Raw genomic sequence first — 22,215 nt, 5'->3', positions numbered from 1 at the left:
CCATGCGCCGCCTCACGTCATTCGCCGCCTGCCTGGCGCTGCTCGCCGCCTCCGTCTCCGTCTCCGTCTCCGCCCCGGCGCTGGCGGAGGGGTTCGGCCCCGCGGGCCTGCTGGCGGGCAAGAACCGCGCCGACCTGCCGCCGATCCTGCTCTCGGTCGGGGAACCGCTGGCCGAGGCGCCGCTGGTCCTGAAATCGGGGACTTATTACGAGATCGAGATCGAGGCCGACGGATCGGGCGAAATCGCGCTGGCCGGGGCCGGGTTCTTCCGCGCCATCTGGATCGACGAAATCGTCATCGAGGGGATCGAGATCCGGCCGCTGGGGCTCGACAGCCTCGAATTCGACGAGGCCGGGACGGTGGAGATCAGTTTCATCGCCATCAAGCCGGGCCGCTACGTGCTGGCCGTGCCCGGGACGCGGGGCGACCGGCAGCGGCTGGAGGTCACCATCGAATGAGCTCGCGCGGCGCCTCCTCCGGTCTGGTCGTCGCGGACGTGAGCTTCGCCTGGGGCGGCAGGAAGGCGCTGGAGGGGGTGAGCTTCGCCGCGCCGCCGGGCAAGTTCTGCGCCCTGCTGGGGCCGAACGGGGCGGGGAAGTCGACGCTGTTCGCGCTGCTCACCGGGCTGATGCGCCCGGCCTCGGGGCGGATCGAGGTGGCGGGGCATGATCTTTCGCGCGCGCCGCGCGCGGCGCTGGCGCGGATCGGGGCGGTGTTCCAGCAATCGACGCTGGATCTCGACCTGACCGTGCATCGCAACCTGACCTATTTCGCGGCCCTGCACGGCATCGGCGGGCGCGAGGCCGCGCGGCGGGCGGACGCCGCGCTCGACCGGCTCGACATGCGCGAGCGGGAAGGGGAGAAGGCGCGCGCCCTGAACGGCGGCCACCGCAGACGCGCCGAGATCGCGCGCGCCCTGATGCATGACCCCGCGGTGCTGCTGCTGGACGAGCCGACGGTGGGGCTCGACGCCGCCGCGCGGCGGGCGATCACCGATCATGTTCATGACCTGGGGCGGGATGCGGGGATCACCGTGCTCTGGGCCACGCATCTGGTGGACGAGGTGCGGGACGAGGACGAGGTGGTGATCCTGCATCGCGGCCGGGTGGCGGCGCAGGGGCCGGCGGAGGAAATCGCCGGGCCGAGGCCGCTGACCGACGTGTTCCTGACCATGACCGGGAAGGCGGCGGCATGACCGCGCTTCCCGACGTCCCCGCCGCCCTCGCCCCCGGTCCGGGGCCGTGGCTGATCGCGCTGCGGGCCATCGTGGCGCGGGAGGCGCTGCGCTTCGTCCATCAGCGGGAACGCTTCGTCGCCGCGCTGGTGCGCCCGCTGGTCTGGCTGGTGGTGTTCGCGGCCGGCTTCCGCTCGGCGCTGGGCCTGTCGATCATCCCGCCCTACGAGACCTATATCCCCTACGAGGTCTACATCGTCCCCGGCCTGTGCGGCATGATCCAGCTGTTCAACGGGATGCAGAGCAGCCTGAGCCTGGTCTACGACCGCGAGATGGGGTCGATGCGGCTGCTGCTGACCTCCCCCCTGCCGCGGCCCTGGCTGCTGATGTGCAAGCTGGCGGCGGGCTGCGCGATCTCCATTCTTCAGGTCTACGCCTTCCTCGCCATCGCCGCGGCCTTCGGCATCGTCATGCCGTGGGGGGGCTATGTCGCCGTGCTGCCGGCGCTGGTCGTCTCCGGCCTGATGCTGGGGGCGCTGGGGCTGGCGCTGTCGTCCTTCATCCGCCAGCTGGAGAATTTCGCCGGCGTGATGAACTTCGTGATCTTCCCGATGTTCTTCCTGTCCACCGCGCTCTACCCGCTGTGGAAAATGGCCGAGAGCTCGACCCTTCTGCGCGACATCTGCGCGGTCAACCCGTTCACCCAGGGCGTGGAGCTGATCCGCTTCGCGCTCCATGCGCGGCTGGAGCCCGCCGCGCTGGGCTGGACGCTGCTCGCCTTCGCGGTGTTCGCGGGGCTGGCGGTCCGGGGCTACGACCCGGCCCGCGGGCTTGCGCAGCGCAAGGCCTGACGAAGGAATGTCCCGATGATCCGTTCAGGTTTCCTCGCCCTTCTCCTCCCGCTCCCGCTCCCGGCGCTGGCCGAGGACGCGCCGGGCGGGGAGCTGAACCCCAACGAGATGAGCCTGGAGACCGCGCTGTCCAGGGCGCGGGAGGGCGAGGTCGGCATGGTGGTCTGCGCGCAGGGCTACATGCTGACGAAATCCGGCGACCATGCCGGCGCGCGCGAGGTCTTCGAGGCCTGCGCCGAGGCGGGCTATGCCGGCGCCATGACCTGGATGAGCCAGATGGAGGACAACGGCCTCGGCGGTCCGGAGAACCCCGAGGCCGCCGCGGAATGGTCCCGCCGCGCCGCCGAAACCGGCGACCCGGTGGGGGAATTCAACTACGGGCTCGCCCTGATCCGCGGCCGCGGAGTGGCGCGGGACGAGGCGGCGGGACGGGCCATGGTCGACCGGGCCGCCGCGCAGGGCCTGAAGATCGCGGAGCGGATGCGGGCCTCGGGCTACGACCCCGACGCGGTGACGCCCGACGCCGACGAGGCGAAATACCGGCCCAACCTGTTCTGAGACCTCGCGGCCCGCGCCCTCCCGCCGCCGGTCGCGCCTCCGCGCGGCGAGTCGCAAGCCATTGCGAACTCAGCAATTTCTCCCCTCGCGCGAACGCCTAGGACCTAAGTGCAATTCCGCGTGAGCCCCGCAGGCGGGATAGTCGGGTCAGAGGCCGCGGCCGGACCAGGGAGGTTCGGATTCGCGTGGCGGCCCAGCCCGGGAGAACGGGCCGACAAACCAGATCCCGAGGGAGGGAACACCATGCGACGACTGCTCTTGTCCATGACCGCGTCCGCCATGGCGCTGGCCGCGCCGACCGTCGCGCTGGCGCAGGTCACCGAAATGGACCTCGCCGGGGACCAGGCCGACGTCACCCAGGTGGTGACCAACGGCATGGGCCGGCATCTTCAGCGCTACAGCCCCATGGACCAGATCAACAAGGAGAACGTGGCCCGCATGGTTCCGGCCTGGGCGTTCTCCCTCGGCGGCGAGAAGCAGCGGGGGCAGGAGGCGCAGCCGCTGATCAAGGACGGAGTGATGTATGTCACCGGCTCCTATTCGCGGATCTACGCCATCGACGCGAAGACCGGGAAGGAGATCTGGCAATACGACGCCCGCCTTCCCGAAGGCATCCTGCCCTGCTGCGACGTGGTGAACCGGGGCGCGGCGCTCTATGGCGACAAGGTCTATTTCGGCACGCTGGACGCGCGGCTGGTGGCGCTGGACGCCAAGACCGGCGATGTGGTGTGGAACAAGAAGATCGCGGATTACAAGGCGGGATACTCCTACACCGCCGCCCCGCTTATCGTGAACGGGCTGATCATCACCGGCAATTCGGGCGGCGAATTCGGCATCGTCGGAGAGGTCCAGGCCCGCGACGCCGAAACCGGAGAGATGGTGTGGACCCGCCCGGTGATCGAGGGCCACATGGGCACGCTCAACGGCGAGGAAAGCACCATGACCGGGACGCTCAACGCGACCTGGCCCGGCGACATGTGGAAGACCGGCGGCGGGGCGACCTGGCTCGGCGGCTCCTATGACATGGAGACGGACACGCTGGTCTTCGGCACCGGCAACCCGGCGCCGTGGAACTCCCATCTGCGCGCGGCCGGCGCGCCGACCGAGGGCAATGCCGGCGACAACCTCTACGCCGCCTCGCGGCTGGGCATCGACCCCGCGACCGGGGAGATCAAGTGGCACTACCAGACCACCCCGCGCGAGGGCTGGGACTATGACGGCGTGAACGAGGTGGTGGCCTATACCGACGCCGACGGGAACAAGCGTTTCGCCACCGCCGACCGCAACGGGTTCTTCTACGTGCTCAACCGCGAGGACGGGGCCTTCGTCTCCGCCCATCCCTTCGTGAACGAGATCTCCTGGGCCTCGGGCATCGGGGAGGACGGCCGCCCGATCTTCAACGAGGACAACCGCCCCGGCGATCCCACGGCCGCGGCGGATGGCAAGAAGGGCGAAAGCATCTTCGCGGTGCCGGGCTTCCTGGGCGGCAAGAACTGGATGCCGATGGCCTACAGCCAGCGGACCGGGCTGTTCTACGTGCCCTCCAACGAATGGGGCATGGATATCTGGAACGAGCCGATCAGCTACAAGAAGGGCGCGGCCTATCTGGGCGCGGGCTTCACCATCAAGCCGCTTTACGAGAGCCATATCGGCAGTCTCAAGGCGATGGATCCGATGACCGGCGAGGTGAAGTGGGAGTTCAGGAATCCCGCGCCGCTCTGGGGCGGGGTGATGACCACCGCCGGCGGGCTGGTGTTCACCGGCACGCCCGAGGGCGACTTCAAGGCCTTCGACGACGAGACCGGGGAGGAGCTGTGGTCCTTCCAGCTCGGCTCCGGCATCGTCGGGCAGCCGGTGACCTGGGAACAGGACGGCGCGCAGATGGTCTCGGTCGTCTCGGGCTGGGGCGGGGCGGTGCCGCTCTGGGGCGGGGAGGTCGCCAAGTCGGTGAACTACCTCAACCAGGGGGGCATGGTCTGGACGTTCCGCATCCCCGAACAGGTCGCCGCCAACTGAGGCCGATCCGGCGCGCGCCCCCTCGCCCGGGGCGCGCGCCGAGCCCGCCGCCGGCTCGCTTTCCCGCGGGGAAGCGGCTAGCATCCGAAGCCGACGACGCAACCAGGCGCGCCCCCGCACAGCCCTCCGACAGGGGGCGGAGAGGCGCGCCGGACGGGAGGTCCAGGTCATGATCGTTCTGCGCGACAGGTCCATGCCCGCGGGGGCGCGTTCGGGGACGCGTGCCGGGACGCCGACCGGGCGCCCGCCCGCGCCCGCCGCCAAGTCCGGCGATGGATCCGCCGATGGGCCCGCCGACGCGGGGCGCCACGAGGGAGCCGCCGACATGTCCGAGCCCGCCGGCGCCGGTTTCGCCCGCGCCCTGATCGTCGACGACCACCCGCTGTTCTGCGAGGCGCTGAGCCTCATGCTGCGCGAGATGGGGGTGGCCGAGATCGCCGCCGCCGACCGGCTCGCCGCCGCCGCCGCGGCGCTGGAGGCGGGCGCGGCCCCCGACATCATCCTGCTCGACCTCAGCCTGCCGGACGTCAACGGGCTCGACGGGCTGATCCGGCTGAAACGCCTGGCGGGCGCGACGCCGATCGTGGTGATCTCCTCGATGGAGGAGCACCGGATCGTCGCCTCCGTCCTGCGCGCCGGGGCGGCGGGCTTCGTGCCCAAGCAGTCCCCGCGCGACGCCTTCGCCCGCGCCTTCGCCGCGATCCGGGCGGGGGCCGTGTTCCGCCCCGACGGCTTCGTGGCGGTGGAGGGCGACGGCCCGGAGGGCGAGGCCGAGACCGCCATCGACCGGCTGGCGCTGCTGACCCCCCAGCAGGCCCGCATCCTGGACGCGGTCTGCGAGGGCAAGCTGAACAAGCAGATCGCCCATGACCTCGACATCGCCGAGACCACGGTGAAGGCCCATATCACCGCGATCCTGCGCAAGCTGGGCGTGCATTCGCGCACCCAGGCGGTGCTGATCGCCCAGAACGCCCGCTATCGAAACATCTTGCGCGATGCGCCCGGCGTCCCCTAGCCTTTTCCCCAGATCAGGGGTCCGCCAGAGACCCGGCAGGGAGAGAACGCCCTTGGATGACGGGCCCGCGCCGCGCGCGGCCGGTCTCGATCCGCGCATATCCGGCTTCGTCGCCGCCCATGCGCCGGCTGAGAACGCGGCCGTCGCCCTTTCCGCGCTATCCGAGGCGCTGTCGGCGGAACCGATGGCGCTCGTGATCCTGTTCGTGTCCTCCTCCGCCGATCTCGACGCCGTGGCCCGCGCGGCCTCCGGGGCCTTCGGGGGGGCGCATGTCATCGGCTGCACCACGGCCGGCGAGATTTCGGCCCAGGGCTACGCGGAGAACGAGATCGTCGCCGTGGGCCTGCCGGAGGCGCATTTCGCGGCGCGGATCTGCTTCGTCTCCGACCTCGCGGGGTTCCGCCGGGCCGCGGCCACGGAAAGCGCCGCGTCGCTGCGCGCCGAGCTCGCCCGAGAGGCGCCGCGCTGGACCGACGAATTCGCCTTCCTGATGGTCGACGGCATGTCGATGCGCGAGGAGCCGCTGGTGGCGGCGCTGGGCGCGGCGCTGGGGTCGATGCCGCTGTTCGGCGGCTCGGCCGGGGACGCGCTGATCTTCGGGCGGGCCTATGTGCTGCATGAGGGGCGGTTCCACACCGACGCCGCGGTGCTGGCGCTGGTGCGCTCCGCCTATCGGGTGAAGGTCTTCAACTTCGACAACCTGCGCCCCACCGCCCGCAAGATGGTGGTCACCGGCGCCGATCCCGAACGCCGGCTGGTGCGCGAGATCAACGCCGAGCCCGCGGCCCGCGAATACGCCCGCATCCTGGGGCTCGATCCCGACCAGCTGTCGCCGCTGATCTTCTCGGAGCATCCGGTGATGGTCTCGGTCGGCGGGCGCCACCATGTGCGGGCCATCGGCAAGGTGGAGCCCAATGGCGACCTCGCCTTCTTCTCGGCCATCGACGAGGGGCTGGTGCTGACGCTGGCCGAGCCGATGGACGCCGAGGCCAACCTGCGCGAGGCGCTGGAGGCGCTGGAGGCGGAGGGCGCGCCGGCCGGCATCCTCGCCTGCGATTGCGTGCTGCGGCGGGTGGCGGCGGAGCGGAGCCAGACCGCGCGGGCCATCTCCGACATCCTGTCGGCCGGGCGGGTCGTGGGGTTCAACACCTTCGGGGAGCAGTATAATTCCGTGCATGTGAACCAGACCCTGACCGGGGTGGCGATCTACCGGCCCGAGGGCGCTATCCCGCCGCGGCGCGATCCGGCCTGAGCGCGCGCCATGATCCCCGCCACATGACCGCCCCATGACCGCCCCCACGGACGACTCCGCCGCCGACTGGCTCACCGACCCGTCCGAGCCGCCGGAGCGGCAGGCCGCCAAGCTGCGCCGCATCGCGGCCGCGCTGATGCGGCGGGTGGAGCTTTCGGCCTCGCCCGACGGCGCCGCCTACGCCCAGTTCCAGCGCGCCCTGACGCTGGAGGAGGAGGTCCGCGCGCGGACCACCGAGCTGGAGCAGACGCTCGCCCTGCTGAACGACACCAACGCTCGGCTGGGGCTGGCGCGGGCCGCCACCGACCGGGCCCGCGCCGACCTCTCCAACGCCATCGAGGCGGTGCAGGAGGGCTTCGCGCTGTTCGACGCGGAGGACCGGCTGGTCATGTTCAACGCCCGCTTCGGGCTGGGGATGCCGGACATCCGCCGCGCCCTGCGTCCGGGGCTGAGCTTTTCGGACTATGTGGACGCGATCTCGCGCTCGCCGCATCTGTCGCTGCCGTCCGGCCAGTCCCCCGCCGCCTGGTCCGAAACCCGCCTGCGCCGGCACCGGGAGCCGCAGTCGTCGTTCAACGTGCGGCTCGCGGGCGATCGCTGGATCCAGGTGAACGAATACCGCACGCCCGACGGCGGCTCGGCCATCCTGCAGACCGACGTCACCGACATGATCCGGCTGGAGCGGGCCGAACGCGAACGGCTGCTCGACGATCAGGCGAGGCTGATCCGCGCGACGCTCGACCATATCAACCAGGGCATCTGCATCTTCGACGCGCAGGGCCTGCTGGTGGGCTGGAACCGCCGCCTGCGCGAGCTGCTGGGCCCGCCCGCCCATACCCTGCGCATCGGGCGGTCCTTCGAGACGCTCTACGAGCGGTTCTCCCTCGATCTGGCCTGGGCGCCGGGGGCGGAGCGGCGGCTGACCGACTGGGTGGCGCGGCGCCGCGCCCGGCCGCCGCTGCGGCTGGAGGTGCGCCACCGGGGGCTGTCGACGCTCGACGTCTTCGCGCAGGAGATGCCGGATGCGGGCTTCGTGATCTCCTTCACCGACGTGACCGCCGAGCGCGAGGCCGTCGCCGCCATCCGCCGGGCCAACGAGACGCTGGAGGCGCGGGTGGAGGAACGCACGCTCGCGCTCGCCGACGCGCTGGCGGAGGCGGAGCGGGCCAACGCCTCCAAGTCGCGCTTCGTGGCGGCGGCCTCGCATGACCTGCTGCAACCCCTGTCGGCGGCCAAGCTGTTCCTCGCCTCCCTGCGGGAGATGGACCTGGACGACGGCCCGCGGCAGGTGGCGGGGCGGGCGGCGAACGCGCTGAAAAGCGTGGAGGGGATCCTGGCCTCGCTGCTCGACATCTCGCGGCTCGACAGCGGGCAGGCGGCGGTGGAGCGCTCGGTGTTCCCGGTCTCGCGCATCCTGCGGCCCCTGCGCGAGGAGTTCGAGCCGATGGCCCGCGCGCGGGGGCTGGAACTGCGGGTGATGGACTGCCGGGGGCATGTGGACAGCGACCCGTCGCATCTGCGGAGGGTGCTGCAGAACCTGATCGCCAACGCCATCCGCTACACCGATCGGGGGCGGGTGCTGGTGGGGGCGCGGCGGCGGGGCGACGGGTTGCGGCTGGAGGTCTGGGACACCGGCCCGGGGATCGAGGCGGACAAGCGCGAGCTGATCTTCAAGGAGTTCCAGCGGCTGGACCGGCCCGGGCGGATGTCGGAGGGGGTGGGGCTCGGCCTCGCCATCGTGGAACGGGCCTGCGCGCTGCTCGATCACCGGCTGGAGCTGGTCTCCGAGCCCGGGCGGGGGGCGGGGTTCCTGCTGACCCTGCCGCGGGCGGATGTGCGGGGAGAGGCGCGCGAGGGCCGTGAGGGCCGTGAGGGCCGCGGCCCCGATGGCGGAACGCGGACGGGGGGCCGGGTCGCGCCGCGGCCGCCGGCGACGCGGGGGCTGGATGCGTTGATCGCGCTGGTGGTGGAGAATGACCGCGAACTGCGCCACGCCCTGACGACCCTGCTGGAGAGCTGGAACGTGTCCTGCTTCGACGTGGCGTCGGAGGGCGAGGCGCTGGCGCTGCTGGAGGAAGTCGGCGTGGCCCCGGACGTGGCCCTGGTGGACTACCACCTGGACGAGGGCCGCAACGGGCTCGACTGCATCGCGGCGCTGCGGGCGCGTTACGGGCGGATGCCGGCGGCGATCATGTCGGCGGACCGCACCCCGGCCCTGCGCGCGGCCTGCATGGCGGCGGGGCTGTCCTACCTGGAGAAGCCCGTGGATCCGGAGCGGCTGAGCCTGCTGCTGGCCGCCGCCGTCCCCCCCGGCTAGGGGCGCGCGGGCGGCGGGGAGGGGAGCGCCGCGACGGCCCTTCCGCCCGGCGTCCCGGTCCCGCCCGCGGCGCGCTTCGGCCGGGCGCCCGGCGGCGCCGTCTCCGACCCTCGCCGTCGCCCGCCATCAGGAAACGGGTCCGCAGGCGGCCCCGTCGCCGCGCGCCGCGGGCGGGACCGGGCCATCGGCGCGCGCTTGACGCGGCGCTTCGGAGCGGGGGGCGGGATCGAGGGCAGGGGGGGCCGTCTAGCTCGCCGCCGCCCGCCAGGTCAGCGTCGCGGCGGCGTCGTGCGCATCGCGCTCCGCCGCGGCGACCAGGGCCGCGCGGTGGGGGGACTTCACGCAGACCGGGTCCGTCGCCGCCGGGTCCCCGGTCAGCGCCATCGCCTGGCAGCGGCAGCCGCCGAAATCCCGGCCCTTGCGGTCGCAGGACCGGCAGGGCTCCTGCATCCAGTCATCGCCGCGATAGGCGCGGAAGGCCGCGCCCTCGCGCCAGATCCGGGCCAGCGGCCGCTGCGCCGCATTGTCGAAGACCAGCCCCGGGATGCTCTGCGCCGCGTGGCAGGGCAGCACGGTCCCGTCCGGCGTCACGTTCAGCCCGGTCGAGCCCCAGCCCCCCATGCAGGCCTTGGGATAGTCCGCGTGGTGGTCCGCCGGCACATAGTCGATCACCAGCCGGCCCGCGAGCCGCCTGCGCGCCGCCGCCACCACTTCGCCCGCCCGCCTGGCCTGGTCCCGCGTCGGCATCAGCGCGCCGCGGTTCTTCGCGGCCCAGCCGTGGAACTGCACGGTGGCGACTTCCAGCCGCCGGGCGCCCATGGTCTCGGCCAGGGCGATGGTCTCTTCCAGCCGGTCCAGATTGCGCCGGTGCATCACCGCGTTGAGCGTCAGCGGAACGCCCCGCTGCACGATCCACGCCGCCGCCTGCCGTTTCCGGACATAGCCGCCGCGATAGCCGCCGATCTCGTCGGCGCTGGCGGCATCCACGCCCTGCAGGGACAGTTGCGCATGGTCGAGCCCGGCGGCCTCCAGCGCGTCCAGCCGCCGTTCGGTCAGCCCGATGCCCGAGGTGATGAGGTTGGTGTAGAGATCCGCGCCCCGCGCCGCGCGCACCAGCTCTTCGAGGTCCCGGCGCGCCAGCGGCTCGCCCCCCGACAGATGCAGCTGCAACACGCCGAGCGCCGCCGCCTCCTCGAAGATCCGGGCCCACTGGAGGGTGGAAAGCTCGCCCGCCCGCGCCGTCAGCTCCAGCGGGTTGGAGCAATAGGGGCAGGCGAGCGGGCAGCGATGGGTCAGCTCGGCCAGCATCGCCAGCGGGGGGGCGGGCGCGGGGGCGGGGGTGGGGGCGGGGGGCGCGCCCCGGGCGGCGAGGGGGTCGGGCGCGCGGGTCATGGGGCCTCCGCCATGCGTCGGGCGACGAGCGCGGCGAGAAAGCGCCCGGCGTCGCCCTCGATCCGGTCGCGCGGGGCGTCGAAGCGCGCGGCGAGCGCGGCGACGATCTCGGCGAAGGTCCGGGCGCCGTCGGTCTCCTCCAGGATCGCGGCGCCGATGGGGTCGAGCCGGATCACCCGCTCGGGCGCCAGCAGCACCGGAACCCCGCGCACCGCGTCATGCTTGACCCGCACGCCACGCAGCAGGCGGGGGCGGCAGTCCGGGGAAAGGCCGTGGGGCGGCGGCGGGGCGGGCGCGCGCGGCCCCGCCGCCGCAGGCGCGGCGGGGGGCGCGGCGCCGGCGCCCCCGCTCATGCCATGCCCTCGCCCGGCCGCCAGGCGCCGGGAGGGACGCGGCCCTCCACATAGGCGGCCCAGAGCGCGTCGAGCTGGCTCCACAGCACGTCCGTCTTGAAGGTCAGCGCGGCGGCGGCGGCATCCTGCTCGGGTCGCGTCCGCGCATGGTCCAGCACCCAGGCGAGGCCGAAGGCGACGTCGGCCGGGGCCTCCTTCAGCCGGGTCCGGAAATAGCTCAGCGCCCGGTCGTCGGCGAAATCATAATGCCTGAGCAGGCCGGCGATGCGGTCCTCGTGGATCCTGGGCGCGAACATCTCGGTCAGCGAGGAGGCCACGGCGTCGAGCAGCGGCATATCGCGCACGAAGCGCACATAGGCGTCCACCGCGAAGCGGGTCGCCGGCAGCACCCCGTGGGCGGAGGCCACATAGGCCGGGTCCAGCCCCACCGCCTCGGCCAGCCGCAGCCAGCGCGCGATGCCGCCTTCGCCGGGGGCGCCGCCGTCGTGGTTCTCGATGCGCGAGCGCCATTCGCGGCGCAGCGCGGGGCTCTCGACCCGGGACATGAAGGCCGCGTCCTTCATCGGGATGCGGGACTGGTAGTAGAAGCGGTTGATCACCCAGGCGCGGACCTCGTCGGGGGTGCAGTCGCCGCCATGCAGGCGGTGATGGAACGGGTGGCGGTCATGGTAGCGCGCGGCGCCGATGGCGCGGAGACGGGCTTCGAAGGCGTCCGGGGTCTGCGCCTCGTCCGCGGGCGGGCGCGGGGCGGCTGTCCGGCGATCCGGGGCCTGTCCGTCGGCCGGGGGGGGCGCGTGCTTCATGTCTCGAACTCCATGCCGTCCTGTCCGAGGATCCAGCCGGCGGCCTCGAGCGCCGCGCGTTCGGGGCCGTCGGGGCGCAGGGCGGGATTGCTGTTGTTGATATGCGCGAAGACCCGCGTTCCGACCGAAAGCCCGGCCAGCGCGGCGATCGAGCCCTCGGGGCCGGACATGCTCATATGGCCCATGCGGGCGCCGGTCTTGGTCCCGAGGCCGAGGCGGATCATCTCGTCGTCCTCCCACAGGGTGCCGTCGAAAAACAGCAGGTCCGCGCCCTCGATCCGCGCCTCCAGCGCCGGGGTCACGCGCGCGCAGCCGGGCAGGATCACGACGCGCGAGGCCCCCGAGACCAGGCTCACGCCCACGGTCTGCTCGCCTTCCAGCGCGGTCTCCACCCCCTCGCCCTCCAGGTAGAGCGGGACCTTGCCGGGGGCGGCGAAAAGCGTGGCGGTCAGGCCGGGCAGCAGCTCGAACGGGGCGTCCAGCGCCACGGGCAGGCGGGGGACGAGGGCGGGGTCCAGCGCGCCGAAGATCGGGTTGGCGGCGAGGACGGCGGCGATCTCTCCGGTCATGCGCAGGTCGAAGGGCTGTTTCTCGCGCAGGGTCAGGAGGCCGCCGACATGGTCGATGTCGCCGTTGGTCAGCAGCACCGCGCGGATCGGCGAGCGGCGCGGGCCGGTGGGGTGCAGCGCCGGGGCGGCGCGCAGCTGGGCGCCGATATCGGGGGAGGCGTTGATCAGCGCCCAGGCCGCGCCATCCGTCGAGACGGCCAGCGAGGACTGGGTAAGCGGCGCGAGCCGGCCCGCGCGGGCGGCGTCGCAATTTACGCAGCCGCAGTTCCACTGGGGCAGGCCGCCGCCGGCCGCGGCGCCGAGGAGGATGACCTTCATGGGAGAGGAGACATGGAAGGGCGCCCCGGCGTCGCGGCCGCCGCGCTCAGAACAGGTCCTGGTCGCGCTCGTCCTCGGCCGGGAAATACATGTTGATCTCCATGCCGCAGGCGAATTCGTGCAGTTCGGGGGTGGTCCAGGCCATGTGCGTATCCTCCGCTGGTGTCGTTGCCGCCCGGCCTCTCCGGGCCTTTGACGAGCATCGCAGGGAAGAGCCGGCGATCAATCGGACCTTGGTCGTAGGCGGGGGCGTGCGGGGAGGGGCGTGCGGGGAGGGGCGCAGGGGGGAGGGGCCGCGGGCGGGGGGGAGGGGGCCGCAGGCGGGGGCAGGCGGGAGGCGCGGGGAAGGGCCGACCCGGCGGGGAAGAGCCGACCCGGCGGGGAAGAGCCCTCGCCACATGCGCCGCCGCCCGCCGCGCGCCGCGGGCGGGACCGCGCGACAGGCGCTCCGGTGGACGCGGCGCCTCCTGTGGGGCGGGAGGCGCCGCGTCCGCCCGCGCGAGGGCTGAGACCTCCCGCCCGCGGCGCGGCCCGAGGGGGGGGCGCGGGCGGAGACGTCTCCCGATTTCGCGCCTCGCGCGCGGGGCCGGCGCGACGCGCCTCAGGCGATGCGGCGGCCGCGGCCCTCCCAGTAGGCGTCGCGGATCTTGCGCTTGTAGAGCTTGCCGTTGTCGCCCCGCGGCAGCCGGTCCACGAAATCCACCGAGCGCGGGCATTTCACATGGCTCAGCCGGGCGCGGCACCAGGCGATGATGTCCGCCTCCAGCTCCGGCCCCGCGGCGGCGGGGTTGATGGGCTCCACCACCGCCTTCACCTCCTCGCCGAACTCGTCGTTGGGCACGCCGATCACCGCCACGTCGCCCACGCCGGGGCAGGAGATCAGCAGGTTCTCGACCTCCGCCGGGTAGATGTTCACCCCGCCCGAGACGATCATGAAGCTGCGCCGGTCGGTGAGGAACAGATAGCCCTCCTCGTCCAGGTAGCCGACGTCGCCCAGCGTGCTCCAGCCGTGACGGTTGCGGCTCTCGGCGGTCTTGGCGGGGTCGTTGTGATATTCGAAGACCGGGTTGTCGGAATAAAAGATCACGCCCTCGGACCCGACCGGCAGTTCCTCTCCGTCATCGTCGCAGATGCGGACCTTTCCGATCAGCGCCCGCCCCACCGAGCCCGGCTTGCGCAGGTATTCCTCGGAGCTGATGGTGGTCATGCCGTTGCCCTCGGAGCCGGCGTAGTATTCGTCGATCACCGGCCCCCACCAGGCGATCATCGCCTTCTTGACGTCGACCGGGCAGGGGGCGGCGGCGTGGATCGCGGATTTCAGCGAGCTGACGTCGTATTTCGCGCGGACCTCCTCGGGCAGCCGCAGCAGGCGCACGAAATGGGTGGGCACCCATTGCGAATGCGTCACCCGGTGCTTCTCGATCAGGGCCAGGCACTGCTCCGGGTCGAAGCGGGGGACCGAGACGATGGTCCCGCCGAAGCGGATCACCCGCAGCGCGTAGCCCAGCGGGGCCGCGTGATACATCGGGGAGGGATGCAGCCAGACCGTGTTCTCGTCGAAGCCCCAGCGCGTGGCGGCCAACAGGAAGCCGCGGGACGGCGTGCCGAAGGGCTCGGGCGGCAGCGGCTTGAGCACGCCCTTGGGGCGGCCGGTGGTGCCGGAGGAATAGAGCATCTCGATGCCCTCGACCTCATCGGGGATGCGGGTGTCGGGCAGGGCGGCCAGCGCGGGTTCGAGCGCGACGAAGCCCGGCGCGGCCCCGTCGATCATGAACCGCGCCTCGGCCGGCACGCCCGCGGCCCGCAGCTGCGCCGCGACATCGGCCTTGGCGGCGGAGGTGATGAGCAGCCGCGCCCCGCAATCGGCGAGGATGTAGTCGATCTCGTCTGGCGTCAGGTGGGTGGGGATGGCGGTGACCCGCAGCCCCGCCCGCCAGGCGCCCCAGACCAGCAGCGAATAATCGGGCCGGTTCTCCAGGAACACGGCCATGTGGTCGCCGGGCTTCAGCCCCGCGGCGCGCATCAGGTGGGCGACCCGGTTCGAGCGCGCCTCGTACTGGGCGTAGGTGATGACCGAGCCGTCGCGGGCGTCGATGATCGCCGGGCGGTCGGGGGTCTTCGCCGCCCAGACGGCCGGGTGGCGCTCATCATCCCGGAAATGGGGGGCGGGGTCGCGGGTCTGCGCGGTCATGGGGTCGTCTCCTCCGGGGTCGTCTTCGTGTTGTTGTGCGCCCGTCGCCGCCCGCATGGCTTGCGTCAGCCGGAGCGGGGCGGCGCGGGCGTTGCGGGCGCGGGGGCCGCGTCATGGGTTTCGGTATCGGCGGCGTAGGCGAGATAGCCGCGCAGCCAGCGGTCCACGTCGATGCGCATGGCGGCGCGGGCGGCGTCGGGGTCGCGGGCGCGCAGGGCGGCGATCAGGTCCACATGCGGGCCGGGGCGCCAGCGGGGCGCGCGGGCGGCGTCGGCGTGCCAGAGCGTCGGGCCGGTGCGCACCCACAGCCCTTCGACCAGCTCCAGCAGGATCGGGCCTTCGGACATGCGGCAGAGCTCCAGGTGGAACTGGGAATTCACCTGGACCGCGCCGCGATAGTCGCCGGATTTGTGCAGGGCGACGATGCGCCGATGGATCGCCTCCAGCGCGTCGATGGCCTCGGGCGAGGCGCGCAGGGCCGCCTCCGCCGCGCCGCGCCCTTCCAGATCGGCGCGGATCGCCCCGATCTCGGTCATCTCGGCGCGGGTCAGCTCGGGCACCACGACGGTGCCGCGGGCGTCGAAGGCCAGCGCCTTTTCCGAGACGAGCCGGATGAACGCCTCCCGCATCGGGGTGACCGAAATCCCGAACCGCGCCGACATCGGCCGCAGGCGCAGGGTCTCGCCCGGCATCAGGTGGCCGGAGGTCAGCGCCTCGCGGATCGCGAGATAGGCGCGGTCGTTGAGGTTTTCGCGCGCGATGGGACGCGCCCAGCCGGCGCCGGGGTCGCGGTTCGGGTCGCGGGCCGGATCGGGGGCCGGATCGGGGGCGGGATCGGCGCGGAGGGCGGGGTCGTCGGCGGCCATGGCGGTCCTTCGCGGAGGGCGGCGCGGGCCGCCCTCCGGCTGCAAGCGCGGCGGGTCAGAGGGTGCGGGCGACGACTTCGCGCATGATCTCGTTGGACCCTGCGTAAATCTTGTGAACCCGCGCGTTGATATAGGCCTTGGCGATGGGATATTCCATCATGTAGCCGTAGCCGCCGAAGAACTGAAGGCAGGTGTCGATCACCTTCTGCTCAAGCTCCGACATCCAGAACTTGGCGCCGCAGACGGTGGCCACGTCGAGTTCGCCCTTGATGTGCATTTCCAGCAGCCGGTCCGCGTAAAGCCGGGCGATCTGGGTCTCGGTCTTGCACTCGGCCAGCTTGAAGCGGGTGTTCTGCAGGTCCAGCAGCACGCCGCCGAAGGCCTGGCGCTGCTTCACGTGCTCCAGCGTCCATTCCAGCGCGGCTTCCATGGAGGCGCAGCATTTCAGGACCAGGCCCAGACGCTCCTGCGGAAGCTGCTCCATCAGGTATTTGAAGCCCTTGCCCTCCTCGCCGATCAGGTTCTCGGGGGGGACGCGGATATTGTCGAAATGCAGTTCGGCGATGTCCTGGGCCTTCTCGCCCATCTTGTCGAGCTTCTTGCCGCGCGAGAAACCCTCGCGGTTGGTCTCCACCACGATCAGGCTGATGCCCTTGGCGCCCAGCGACGGGTCGGTCTTGGCGGCGACCAGCACAAAGTCGGCCAGCTCGCCATTGGTGATGAAGGTCTTGGCCCCCGAGACGACGTATTCGTTGCCGTCCTTCAGCGCCGTGGTCTTGATGTTCTGCACGTCCGAGCCCGCGCCCGGCTCGGTCATCGCGATCGAGCCGATGATCTCGCCCCTGGCCATGCGGGGCAGGAAGCGCTGCTTCTGCTCCTCGGTCCCGTAATGGGTGAAATAGGGGGCGACGATGTCGGAATGCAGCCCGAAGCCGGGGCCCGAGATGCCGCGCTTGGACATCTCCTCGTTCAGCACGGCGGCGTAGCGGAAGTCGACGCCGGCGCCGCCGTATTCCTCGGCCGCGGTCATCAGAAGCAGGCCCTCTTCGCCGGCCTTGGGCCAGACCTCGCGGTCCACGACGCCGTTCTTCTCCCATTCGGGATAGTTGGGGACCACCTCGCGCTCCATGAAAGCGGCGACGGCGCGGCGGAAATCCTCGTGTTCGGGTTCGAGCACGGAGCGGGTGTTGAGCATGGGGGTCCTCCTCCCAGGACTTGGGCCGGGTGCGCGCCCCTCGCGCCGCGCGGCTGCGGCTTGACAGCGGCGCGGCGCGGGGCCACGGTTGTTATAACAAATAACTCATAGCACCCCGCTGACCGCTCCGAAAGGGGCGAGTCGCGACGGCGAGACGCGGCGGGGGCGCGAAACCGGGGGGAGACCGCGCATGGCGCGACAGGCGGCGATCACGCACGCGACCGCACGGGCTGCGTCGCGTCGGGCCGTTCGGCGCAAGGCGTCCCCGTTCCCGAGGATCATCATCGCACAGGGCCGTGGACGGCCCCCGCCGGCGCGCGTCCGCAGAGACGACGGCCGGCCCCAGACGGAGGAAACCGCATGAGCAAGCTTCTGGAGGGCAAGGTCGCCCTGGTCACCGGCGCCGGCCGCGGCATCGGCCGCGAAATCGCGCTGCTGATGGCGTCCGAGGGCGCCAGGGTCATCGTCAACGACCTCGGCTCCAACGAAAAGGGCGAGGCGGAATCGGCCTCCAACGTGCCGGCCATGGAAGTGGTCCACGCCATCCGCGAGGCCGGCGGCGAGGCCGAGGCCAATTTCGGCTCGGTCGCCGACCGCAAGGACGCCAAAGCCATGGTCGAGCAGGCCGTGGACACCTTCGGCAGGATCGACTGCGTGGTGAACAACGCCGGCATCCTGCGCGACGTGATCTTCCACCGCATGACGCCCGAGGAATGGGACATCGTCATCAACGTCCACCTCAACGGCTCGTTCAACACCTCCCATTTCGCCGCCCCGCATTTCAAGGCGCAGGGCTCGGGCGTGTTCGTGCACTTCACCTCGACCTCCGGGCTGATCGGCAATTTCGGGCAGGCCAACTATTCCGCCGCCAAGATGGGCATCATCGGGCTGTCCAAGTCGCTGGCGCTGGACATGCACCGCTTCGGCGTGTCGTCGAACTGCGTGGCGCCCTTCGCCTGGTCGCGCCTCGTCGGCACCATCCCGATCAATTCCGAGGCCGACGCCGAGCGGATCGAGAAGGCCAAGCAGTCCACGCCGGCCAAGATCGCGCCGCTGGTCGCCGGGCTGGCGACCGAGGAGGGCCGCAAGATCACCGGCCAGATCTTCGGCGTGCGCCGCAACGAGATGTATCTCTTCTCGCAGAACCGCCCGATCCGCTCGGTCCACACCGCCGAGGGCTGGACCCCGACCTCCGTGGTCGAGACGGCGCTGCCGGCCTTCGCCGGCTCGGCCTATCCGCTGGACCGGTCGTCCGACATCTTCACCTGGGACCCGATCTGAGCGGGACGGGGCAGGGAACACGCACATGATCGACGAACAGAAGATCCTCAACTGGCCGTTCCAGCCGGTGGAGCACGCCTACACCTCCAAGGATTCCATCCTCTACGCGCTCGGCGTCGGGCTCGGGGGGGATCCGCTCGACGCGGCGCAGCTGCGCTTTCTCTTCGAGGAGCAGGACGGCTTCGCGGCGCTGCCGACCATGGCGGTGGTGCTGGCCGGGCCCGGCTTCTGGGTCCGCGACCCGGAGTCGGGCATCGACTGGCAGAAGGTCCTGCATGGCGAGCAGGGGATGGAACTGCACGCGCCGCTGCCCGCCGAGGCGACCGTGATCGGCCGGACCCGGGTGGCCGAGATCTCCGACAAGGGGGAGGGCAAGGGCGCGCTGCTCTATCTGGAGCGGACCCTGACCGACAAGGCGACCGGCGAGAAGCTGGCCACGCTGACCGCGACCACCTTCGCGCGCGGCGACGGCGGTTTCGGCGGCACGCCCAAGCCCAAGCCCAAGGCCCCGCCTTTGCCGGATCGGGCTCCGGACCTCGTAAACAGCTTCAAGACTCTTCCGCAGGCCGCTCTTATATATCGGCTTTCCGGCGATCCGAACCCGCTTCATGCGTCACCCGAAGTGGCGGCGACCGCGGGCTTCAAGGCCCCAATCCTGCATGGCCTCTGCTCCTACGCCGTGGCGGGGCTGGCGATCCTGCGGGAATGCTGCGGGTCGGAGCCGGACCGGCTCAAGTCCATGTCGCTGCGGTTCTCGTCGCCGGTCTATCCGGGCGAGACCATCCGCACCGAGATCTGGGATGAGGGCGGCGGCGCCTTCGTTTTCCGCGCCGTGGTCGAGGAGCGCGACGTGGTCGTGCTCGACCAGGGCCGCGCGACGGTCGCGCCCTGAGCGCCTGAGAAAAGGAATATCGACGTGTCCACGACCGATCGGGTGGTCCCCACCCCGACGCCGGAAACCCGGCACTACTGGGACGGCGCCCAGGCGGGCGAGCTTCGCCTTCAGCGCTGCAACGCCTGCGGCGACGCCTATTTCCCGCCCCGCCCCTTCTGCCCCGAATGCGGATCGCGCGATGTGAAGGTGGAGACCGCCTCGGGCCGCGGCACGCTCTACAGCTACATCATCAACCATCTCGGCGCGCCGGGGATGAAGCCTCCCTTCGCGGTGGCGGTGGTGGCGCTGGAGGAAGGCCCGCGGATGATGGCCAACATCCTCGAATGCGAGCAGACGCCCGAGGCGCTGGTGCTCGACATGCCGCTTGAGGTGACGTTCGAGAAGATCACCGACGCCATCACCCTCCCGCAGTTCAAACCCGCGGGAGCGCCGAAATGATCCCCAATTCCGTCGCCATCGTCGGCGCCGCCGAAACCACCGAGCTGGGCAAGATCCCCGAGCTTTCCCAGATCGGCCTGCACGCCGACGCCGCGCTCAACGCCATCGCCGACGCGGGCCTGACCGTGCGCGACATCGACGGCGTGGCCACCGCGGGCCACAACTCCACCGAGGTCGCGCATTACCTCGGGATCGTGCCGAAATGGGCGGACGGCACCTCCGTCGGCGGCTGTTCCTTCATGGTGCATGTGCGCCATGCGGTGGCGGCCATCGAGGCGGGCCTGTGCGAAACCGTGCTCATCACCCATGGCGAGAGCGGGCGGAACCGGGTGGGCGTGCTCGGCCGGCCGGTCTTCCCCTCCCAGTTCGACGCGCAGTTCGAAGCGCCCTACGGCGTCTCCATCCCGCCGTCGCGCTTCACCATCCCGGTGATGCGCAAGATGAAGGATGACGGGCTGACCGAAGAGCAGCTCGCCATGGTCGCCGTGGTGCAGCGCGAATGGGCCGCCTTCCACCCGCGCGCCAGCTTCCGCGATCCGATCACCGTGGACGACGTCCTGAACTCCAAGATGATCTGCTGGCCGTTCCGCAAGCTGATGTGCTGCCTGGTGACGGATGGCGGCGGCGCGCTGGTGCTGACCTCGGCCGCGCGGGCGAAGGACCTTCGCCAGAAGCCCGTCTACATCCGCGGCGCCGGCGAAAGCGCGGAGACCCCGGTGGTGAGCCAGATGAAGGACTTCACCTCCTCCGCCGCCTTCCGCATGTCGGGCAAGCTCGCCTTCGAAAGCGCCGGGCTCAAGCACTCCGAAGTCGATCACCTGATGATCTACGACGCCTTCGCGCATCTGCCGGTCTACGGGCTGGAGGACCTGGGCTTCGTGGGCAAGGGCGAGGGCGGGGCCTTCATCGCCGAGGGCAACACCCGCCCCGGCGGCAAGCTTCCGCTCAACACCAATGGCGGCGGGCTCAGCTACATGCATTCGGGGATGTACGGCATGTACGCCCTGCAGGAGAGCGTGCGGCAGATGCGGGGGACGTCCCCCGCGCAGGTGGAGGGGGCCAGGGTCTCGGTCTGTCACGGGGTCGGGGGCATGTTCGCGGCCTCGGGCACGGTGGTGATGACCAACGATCCCGGCTGAGGCCGGGCGGGAAAGCCCGTCGGGCCCCGAGGCGGGCCCGGCGCGAGGGCCGTCCGACATCGCGGGCGGCCCTGCCGCGCGGGCCATCGAGGCGCCGGTCCGGGGCGCGTGGTGCGACCTGGAGGCGCGGAGGGCCGGCGGGGCGCGGGGCGGGGCGGGCCTGCGTCGCGACCGTCCGCCGCCGCCGGACGCCCCGGTTGCCGCAGCGCGCCGCGAGGTCCGTGCGGAACGGACGGTTCGCGTCTGAAATTGGTTCGCCCTGCGGCAAGTTCATTCCGCATAGCGGAGCGAATATTCCGAGATCGCCTTGTGAAACACCGATTCTGGCCATATTCTGGGAGTGCGCCGCGCGGCTGTTCCAATCTCGCCCCCGCAGTGCCAAGCGGCCGAGAAGCGCCGGCGCATCATCGAAATCGCACCCTTCTGGGAGGAAACCGAATGACCCTGATGTCGAGCGCGCGCGCGCGCTCCCGGGCCGCCGTCCTTGCCGCCGTCTCCGCCTCCGCCGTGGCGCTGGCCGCCCCCGCGGGCGCCGAGGAGCTGTCCTATGGCGGCTACATCTCCGCCACCCACCCGGTGCATTCCGTCGGCCTCGACCCGTTCTTCGCCCGCGTGACCGAAGCCACCGGCGGCGAGCTGACCTGGACCACCTTCTACGGCGGCGCCATGGGCGGGCCGAAGGAGCTGCTGGGCGCCATCGGCGACAACATCCTCGATTCCGGCGCGGTGGTGGACGTCTACACCAAGTCCTCGCTGCCCGTGTCCGCGATGATCTCGGGCCTGCTGGCCACCGCCGACGACAGCCGGCTCTACGGCGCGGCGATGGCCGAGCACGAGCTGCTCAACTGCCCCTCCTGCGCCGAGGAGCGCGAGGATAACGGAATCGTCGCGCTCGGCTACTACGCGACCTCGCCCTATGTGCTGATGTGCGCCGAGCCGGTCAGCACGCTCGACGAGCTCGCCGGCAAGAAGGTCCGCACCTCGTCCCGCTTCGGCGCGATGATGCAGGGCATGGGCGCGACCGCGGTGTCGATCACCTCGGCCGAGATGTACGAGGCCATGCAGCGCGGCTCCACCGACTGCGCGGTCGGGCCGGCGGCCTGGCTGACCTCCTACAACATCAAGGACTTCGTGCGGTCCGTGGTGTCCACCCCGCTGGGCGCCTATTACGGCACCATGGTCCTGACCATGAACGCCGACCGCTGGGAGGACCTGGAGCCGGCCCACAAGCAGGCGATCATCGACAACATTCCGCAGATGACCGCCGACATCAACTGGGTCTACCTGGAGGAGGCCGACGCCGCCATGGCTGAGGTCGCCGCCCGTGAGGACGGCCAGGTCGTCGAGGCGTCCGAGGACTTCATGTCCGCCGTGGCCGCCTTCCGCGAGGGCGAGTACGACGTGGCCATCAAGCAGGGCGAAGAGGACGGCATCGACGACGCCGCCGAAATCGTGGCCAGCTTCCGCGCCACCGTCGACAAGTGGCGCAAGATCATGTCCGAAGAGGTCGGCGACGACAAAGCCAAGTACGCCGCCGCGCTGAAGCGCGAGATCTACGACAAGCTGGACTACTGATCCGGCCGGTCGGGCCG

General features: G+C 71.5%; 21 protein-coding genes. 13 read left to right on the top strand and 8 right to left on the bottom strand.

From position 1 onward, the window contains the following. Positions 1-2: 2 nt before the first annotated feature. The 8 genes from BLV24_RS05650 (at position 3) to BLV24_RS05615 (ending at position 9,183) form a co-directional block, all read left to right on the top strand. On the top strand, positions 3-458 hold the full coding sequence (locus tag BLV24_RS05650) for a hypothetical protein (RefSeq protein WP_092680106.1): 456 nt from the start codon (positions 3-5) through the stop codon (positions 456-458). Then, positions 455-1,195, top strand: a complete 741-nt coding sequence (locus tag BLV24_RS05645; protein WP_092680105.1) for a lanthanide ABC transporter ATP-binding protein PedB/LutE — start codon at positions 455-457, stop codon at positions 1,193-1,195. Before BLV24_RS05650 ends, BLV24_RS05645 begins: the two co-directional genes overlap by 4 nt. Further along, the gene (locus tag BLV24_RS05640) at positions 1,192-2,025 is read left to right on the top strand and encodes a lanthanide ABC transporter permease protein PedC (RefSeq protein ID WP_092680104.1); all 834 of its coding nucleotides are present in this window, start codon (positions 1,192-1,194) and stop codon (positions 2,023-2,025) included. Before BLV24_RS05645 ends, BLV24_RS05640 begins: the two co-directional genes overlap by 4 nt. Before the next feature lie 15 nt (positions 2,026-2,040). Continuing rightward, complete coding sequence (locus tag BLV24_RS05635) at positions 2,041-2,583, top strand: tetratricopeptide repeat protein (protein WP_092680103.1); 543 nt, start codon at positions 2,041-2,043, stop codon at positions 2,581-2,583. A gap of 243 nt (positions 2,584-2,826) precedes the next feature. Continuing rightward, complete coding sequence (locus BLV24_RS05630; RefSeq protein WP_092680102.1) at positions 2,827-4,599, top strand: PQQ-dependent methanol/ethanol family dehydrogenase; 1,773 nt, start codon at positions 2,827-2,829, stop codon at positions 4,597-4,599. A gap of 325 nt (positions 4,600-4,924) precedes the next feature. After that, on the top strand, positions 4,925-5,614 hold the full coding sequence (locus BLV24_RS05625; RefSeq protein ID WP_092680287.1) for a response regulator: 690 nt from the start codon (positions 4,925-4,927) through the stop codon (positions 5,612-5,614). A gap of 52 nt (positions 5,615-5,666) precedes the next feature. After that, positions 5,667-6,866 (top strand): FIST N-terminal domain-containing protein, encoded by a 1,200-nt coding sequence (locus BLV24_RS05620; RefSeq protein ID WP_245710389.1) that lies wholly within the window; start codon positions 5,667-5,669, stop codon positions 6,864-6,866. A gap of 34 nt (positions 6,867-6,900) precedes the next feature. Further along, positions 6,901-9,183 (top strand): PAS-domain containing protein, encoded by a 2,283-nt coding sequence (locus tag BLV24_RS05615; protein ID WP_092680100.1) that lies wholly within the window; start codon positions 6,901-6,903, stop codon positions 9,181-9,183. Positions 9,184-9,429: 246 nt separating this feature from the next. Here the strand turns inward: BLV24_RS05615 and pqqE are convergent, their stop codons facing one another. The 8 genes from pqqE to BLV24_RS05575 all read right to left on the bottom strand — a co-directional run bounded on the left by pqqE (position 9,430) and on the right by BLV24_RS05575 (position 16,870). Beyond that, the gene (gene pqqE / locus BLV24_RS05610; protein WP_092680099.1) at positions 9,430-10,575 is read right to left on the bottom strand and encodes a pyrroloquinoline quinone biosynthesis protein PqqE; all 1,146 of its coding nucleotides are present in this window, start codon (positions 10,573-10,575) and stop codon (positions 9,430-9,432) included. Further along, complete coding sequence (gene pqqD / locus BLV24_RS05605; RefSeq protein WP_092680098.1) at positions 10,572-10,928, bottom strand: pyrroloquinoline quinone biosynthesis peptide chaperone PqqD; 357 nt, start codon at positions 10,926-10,928, stop codon at positions 10,572-10,574. The genes pqqE and pqqD overlap by 4 nt, the downstream gene beginning before the upstream one ends. Then, positions 10,925-11,731 (bottom strand): pyrroloquinoline-quinone synthase PqqC, encoded by an 807-nt coding sequence (gene pqqC, locus BLV24_RS05600; RefSeq protein WP_092680097.1) that lies wholly within the window; start codon positions 11,729-11,731, stop codon positions 10,925-10,927. The genes pqqD and pqqC overlap by 4 nt, the downstream gene beginning before the upstream one ends. Further along, entirely contained in the window at positions 11,728-12,618 is an 891-nt protein-coding gene (gene pqqB, locus BLV24_RS05595; RefSeq protein ID WP_092680096.1) for a pyrroloquinoline quinone biosynthesis protein PqqB, read from the bottom strand. Before pqqB ends, pqqC begins: the two co-directional genes overlap by 4 nt. A gap of 46 nt (positions 12,619-12,664) precedes the next feature. Continuing rightward, positions 12,665-12,763, bottom strand: coding sequence for a pyrroloquinoline quinone precursor peptide PqqA (gene pqqA, locus BLV24_RS05590; RefSeq protein WP_092680095.1), 99 nt, complete (start codon positions 12,761-12,763; stop codon positions 12,665-12,667). Positions 12,764-13,219: 456 nt separating this feature from the next. Beyond that, positions 13,220-14,809, bottom strand: coding sequence for an acyl-CoA synthetase (locus tag BLV24_RS05585; protein ID WP_092680094.1), 1,590 nt, complete (start codon positions 14,807-14,809; stop codon positions 13,220-13,222). 65 nt (positions 14,810-14,874) lie between these two features. After that, entirely contained in the window at positions 14,875-15,675 is an 801-nt protein-coding gene (locus tag BLV24_RS05580; protein WP_092680093.1) for a GntR family transcriptional regulator, read from the bottom strand. Between the two features lie 55 nt (positions 15,676-15,730). After that, positions 15,731-16,870: an acyl-CoA dehydrogenase family protein gene (locus BLV24_RS05575; protein WP_092680092.1), complete on the bottom strand. Its 1,140-nt coding sequence runs from the start codon at positions 16,868-16,870 to the stop codon at positions 15,731-15,733. 360 nt (positions 16,871-17,230) lie between these two features. Between BLV24_RS05575 and BLV24_RS05570 the strand changes: the two genes are divergently transcribed. From BLV24_RS05570 to BLV24_RS05550, 5 genes are all read left to right on the top strand, one after another. Continuing rightward, the gene (locus BLV24_RS05570; protein ID WP_092680091.1) at positions 17,231-18,151 is read left to right on the top strand and encodes an SDR family NAD(P)-dependent oxidoreductase; all 921 of its coding nucleotides are present in this window, start codon (positions 17,231-17,233) and stop codon (positions 18,149-18,151) included. 25 nt (positions 18,152-18,176) lie between these two features. Beyond that, the gene (locus BLV24_RS05565) at positions 18,177-19,043 is read left to right on the top strand and encodes a MaoC/PaaZ C-terminal domain-containing protein (protein ID WP_092680090.1); all 867 of its coding nucleotides are present in this window, start codon (positions 18,177-18,179) and stop codon (positions 19,041-19,043) included. A 24-nt stretch (positions 19,044-19,067) separates the two neighbouring features. Next, positions 19,068-19,484 (top strand): Zn-ribbon domain-containing OB-fold protein, encoded by a 417-nt coding sequence (locus BLV24_RS05560; RefSeq protein ID WP_092680089.1) that lies wholly within the window; start codon positions 19,068-19,070, stop codon positions 19,482-19,484. Beyond that, positions 19,481-20,623: a thiolase C-terminal domain-containing protein gene (locus BLV24_RS05555; protein ID WP_092680088.1), complete on the top strand. Its 1,143-nt coding sequence runs from the start codon at positions 19,481-19,483 to the stop codon at positions 20,621-20,623. The genes BLV24_RS05560 and BLV24_RS05555 overlap by 4 nt, the downstream gene beginning before the upstream one ends. 438 nt (positions 20,624-21,061) lie before the next feature. Beyond that, positions 21,062-22,198 carry a C4-dicarboxylate TRAP transporter substrate-binding protein gene (locus BLV24_RS05550; RefSeq protein ID WP_092680087.1) on the top strand — a complete coding sequence of 379 codons (1,137 nt, stop codon included), beginning with the start codon at positions 21,062-21,064 and terminating at the stop codon, positions 22,196-22,198. Positions 22,199-22,215 lie beyond the last annotated feature (17 nt).

Source organism: Albimonas donghaensis, from assembly GCF_900106695.1.
Classification (GTDB): domain Bacteria; phylum Pseudomonadota; class Alphaproteobacteria; order Rhodobacterales; family Rhodobacteraceae; genus Albimonas; species Albimonas donghaensis.
The sequence above is the reverse complement of the archived record's forward strand: the minus strand, read 5'-3'. Positions and strand labels throughout refer to the sequence as shown.